At 64.6% G+C, this 4,020-nt stretch carries 3 protein-coding genes and 1 pseudogene; 3 read left to right on the plus strand and 1 reads right to left on the minus strand.

Going from position 1 to position 4,020, the window contains the following annotated elements; translation table 11 throughout:
* Positions 1 to 1,711: S8 family peptidase (locus tag VK519_RS01030; RefSeq protein WP_324346813.1), on the minus strand; the 1,711-nt coding region annotated here is incomplete at its 3' end.
* A gap of 174 nt (positions 1,712 to 1,885) precedes the next feature.
* Here VK519_RS01030 and VK519_RS01035 point away from each other — a divergent pair.
* The 3 genes and pseudogenes from VK519_RS01035 to VK519_RS01045 all read left to right on the plus strand — a co-directional run.
* Positions 1,886 to 3,067 carry an acetyl-CoA C-acyltransferase gene (locus VK519_RS01035; protein WP_324346815.1) on the plus strand — a complete coding sequence of 394 codons (1,182 nt, stop codon included), beginning with the start codon at positions 1,886 to 1,888 and terminating at the stop codon, positions 3,065 to 3,067.
* 179 nt (positions 3,068 to 3,246) lie between these two features.
* Entirely contained in the window at positions 3,247 to 3,639 is a 393-nt protein-coding gene (locus VK519_RS01040; protein ID WP_324346817.1) for a hypothetical protein, read from the plus strand.
* Positions 3,640 to 3,814: 175 nt separating this feature from the next.
* Positions 3,815 to 4,020 (plus strand): annotated as a pseudogene (locus VK519_RS01045) (methylcrotonoyl-CoA carboxylase); the annotation flags it as partial.

Raw genomic sequence — 4,020 nt, forward strand, 5'->3', positions numbered from 1 at the left:
CGCCCGTTACCTGCGTGACGTTCACCCGGGTGGCATCGATCCAGACCTCATCGGCGGCATAGACCACTGAGGTGTTGAGCATCACGCTGGGCGCCGAGGTGACATTGGCAAACGTGCCGGTGACACCACCAAAAGCGGCCAGGATCGACTGGTGCGAGGAACTGACGTAGCCCTGCGTGGCGCCGGCGAAATAGAGATTGCCGCCAAGCGTGGCAGTGCCGCCGACTTGCAACACGGCCCCAAGGTAGGTGGAGAGGGTAGCGCCGGCGGACTGGTTGAAATTGCCACCCACCGCCACGTTGCCCTGCATCTTCACGGTGCCCTGGTTGAGCAGGTTACCGCCCACGCCGCTGCCTGATGCCCCTCCGAGCTCAAGCGTGCCGAGGGCTGCGGTTTGAACGGTTCCGGTGAACGGCTTTAGCGCCGTCAGGGTGCCACCATTCACGGTGGTCAAGCCCATATAGTTATTTGCGCCGTTGAGCGTCAGCTGGCCGGTCGTTCCGTTGACGACGAGATTGCCGTCACCACCGATGTCATTACCCCAGACGGACTTGGTAGTACCGATGTTGACTGTGAAGTCGCCCCAGTCGAACTGGGCGGGCCCAAGGATCGCCTTGCCGACGTTGAGCGCGCCATAGCCGAAGGTCGAGTCCGGTCCAGTGGTGCCAAGGTCCGTCGCGGTACCGAGCAAAGTCTGCCGGACGTTGTCGTTGGTGAAATACGGGAAGGCCGACCAGACCACGGCTGCTGCTCCAGTGACCTGGGGCGCTGAGAGCGACGTGCCCTGGTAGATAAAATAAGTCTCGCTGGTCCTGGTGTCGTTCTGGCCGCTGACGATGACATCGCCCGGGGCCGCCAGGCAGTAACTCATGGCCAAGCCGCACTGGTTCGAATAGCTCGCCAGCTGGGTCGGGTTGTTGCTGTCCAGCGCCACAACGGTAAGCCACCCGTGCTCAAGGTCCGCGGCGCGCGAGGGTAAGGCCGCCGTGTCGGACGGATTGGCCTTCGAATCGTTGCCTGCGGCAAACACCACCAGGCCACCGCCGGTGATGAACGGTTCGTAGGCATCGTGGAAGCTTTGCGTGGTGGCAGTGGCGGTGGCGTCCCAATACAGCCCACCCCAGGAATTGTTCATCACCCTGACGCCGTTTGCGCTGAGCTTGTTGTTGACGTCTAAAAGATCGCCAGCGCCAGTGACCTGGTTGCCGTTACCGGTGCCGTCATCCGTCGGTTCCTTGTCGTCGATGATGCGCGCCGAGACGATGGTGGATTGCGGCGCGATCCCACCGGCGAAGTTGCCGAACGGAACGCCCGCGGCGATCTCGGCCACGGCCGTGCCATGTCCGACCACGTCGTCGACACTCAGGTTGTTCGGGGGCGAATCGACGAAATTGAAGTTGGCGGTGACCCGTCCGGCCAGCGCCGGATGATTGCGCGATACGCCGGTGTCGACGATGCCGATCACCACGCCCTGGCCCTTGAACCCCGCGGCCTGGGCGACGTCGGCATGGGTCAGGGCAATCTGCGCGTTGACCGGTGGATTGGGCACCGTGGGCGGTGTGACCGGGGGCGTGACCGGGGGCGTGACCGGAGGGGTCACTACCGTCGAAGGCTTGCTTCCGCCGCCGCCCGAACAACCGGCCAAGGTGAGTGCCAAACACACGGCAACGGCGAGGTCCTTGCGGACCCAGGTCTTTTCATTACCCGCCATGCTTGAATTCCCCTTGCGTTTTCCGGGCATCGATGCCATCTACCCCGCTTCGGGGTGATATTCGCATATTGTCGTTAAATATCAGCGATGGAATGCACGTTTGCCGCATGAACACCCCGCTGCGATAATCGGTGGCTATGGATGGCGCCCCGCCGTCACCTGGAGTTCCCTTAGATGAGCGACATGAACGTGGTCATCGTCGGCGCGCGGCGCACGGCGATTGGTTCCTTCCTCGGCCAGTTCACCGGCGTGCCCACGCCTACCCTCGGTGCCACGGCGATCCGTGCCGCGCTTGAGCAGGCGCAGGTTCCTGCGGCGGATGTCAGCGAAGTGATCATGGGCTGCGTATTGCCCGCCAATCTCGGCCAGGCCCCGGCGCGCCAGGCGTCGCTTGCCGCCGGCCTGCCGGTGGGCACCGGCTGCACCACCATCAACAAGGTCTGTGGTTCGGGCATGAAGGCGGTGATGCTGGGGCACGACATTATCCGCGCAGGCTCCGCCACCATCTTGGTGGCCGGTGGCATGGAGTCGATGACCAATGCACCGCACATGGTCAACGCGCGCACAGGCATCCGCTATGGCGATGGCCAACTGGTGGATCACATGGCATGGGACGGTCTGACCAACCCCTACGACGGCAAGGCCATGGGTGTGTTCGGCGAATCGTGCGCCGACAAGTACCACTTCACCCGTGAAGAACAGGACGCCTTCGCCATCGCATCGGTGGAACGCGCCAAGGCCGCCCAGGCCAATGGCAGCTTCGCCGAAGAGATCGTCAAGGTGAGCGTTGCCGGTCGCAAGGGCACCGTCGATGTCGACACCGATGAACAACCGGGCCGATCGGACGTGGCCAAGGTGCCTACGCTGAAGCCCGCCTTCCGCAAGGAAAACGGCACGATCACCGCGGCAAGTTCCTCGTCGATTTCCGACGGCGCCGCAGCGCTGGTCCTGACCTCCGAAGGCGAAGCCAACCGCCGTGGCCTGAACGTGCTCGCCACCATCGTCGCGCACGCCACGCATTCGCAGGAACCGGAATGGTTTACCACCGCGCCCGTCGGCGCCATCACCAAGGTGCTGGAAAAGGCCGGCTGGAAAGTCGACGACGTCGACCTGTTCGAAGTCAACGAAGCCTTTGCCGTGGTGCCGATGGCGGCGATGCGCGAACTGGGTATTGCGCACGACAAGATCAACGTCAACGGCGGTGCGTGCGCGCTCGGCCACCCGATCGGCGCCAGCGGCGCGCGCGTGCTGGTAACGCTTATCCATGCGCTGCGTAAGCGAGGCTTGCGTCGGGGCGTGGCGTCTCTTTGCATCGGCGGCGGCGAAGCCACCGCGGTTGCGGTGCAAATACCCTAGGTGAAGATTAGGTGCACGTGGCGCGAACACGCCACGTGCACCGCGTCGTGCCTGCATGCACGATGTTTTGCCTGCCTTTAATGCGCCCTGAAGACACAAGCGCGCTGCGGTGGCTTATCCACGGTAGCTGCGCTATTAATACGCCCGCCAAACGGCATTCCACGGCTAAGGAGATATCAATGACTGTTACGCGTACCCTACTCGCCTCCGCGCTCGTCGCGTTGCTGGCGGCATGCAGCAACGGCGCGCAGGATTCCGCGCAGGATGCCCAGAAGCAGGCTGCCGATGCCCAGCAGCAGGCCGACAAGGCCCAGCAGGCTGCGGAGTCCGCGCAGAACCAGGCCACCACCCAGGCCGCGCAGCAGGCACAGAGCTCGGCCGACCAGGCCAGCCAGGCGGCCAACCAGGCTTCCAATGCCGCGGCTTCCGCCGGCACCTCCGGTGGCGCGATGTCCTCGATGTCCAAGGACGCAGCCAGCAACGCCGCCGACCAGGCTGGCAAGGCCGCCGACAACGCCAAGGACGCGGCGGACAATGCCAAGTCGTCGGCTGACGACGCCAAGAAGCAGTAATAAAGCAATACCAAGGGCCGGCCCGCTTCGCGCGGCCGGCCCTTTTTTTGTGCCCGCGCCTGGCAGGCATGTCGCAGCTACGGCGCGTGGCAATACCCGCTTATGTTGCACCGCCACGACCCTGAGCCCGCCGGCACCGCTATGATTACCCGCTGCCCACCAGCGCGGCCTACGCATGCCCCTCATCACCTCGCAGCTCGATCCGCATTCGGCCGATTTCCTTGCCGCCAGCGCCCACATGCAAGGGCTGGTCGACGACCTGCGCACGCAACTGGCCCGCGTGGCCGGCGGCGGTGGCGCCAAGGCGCGGGAGAAACACGAAGCCCGCGGCAAACTGCTGCCCCGCGAACGCATTCGCGCGCTGCTGGATCCCGGCTCGCC

The organism is Pinirhizobacter sp. (genome assembly GCF_035317885.1).
GTDB lineage: Bacteria > Pseudomonadota > Gammaproteobacteria > Xanthomonadales > Rhodanobacteraceae > Pinirhizobacter.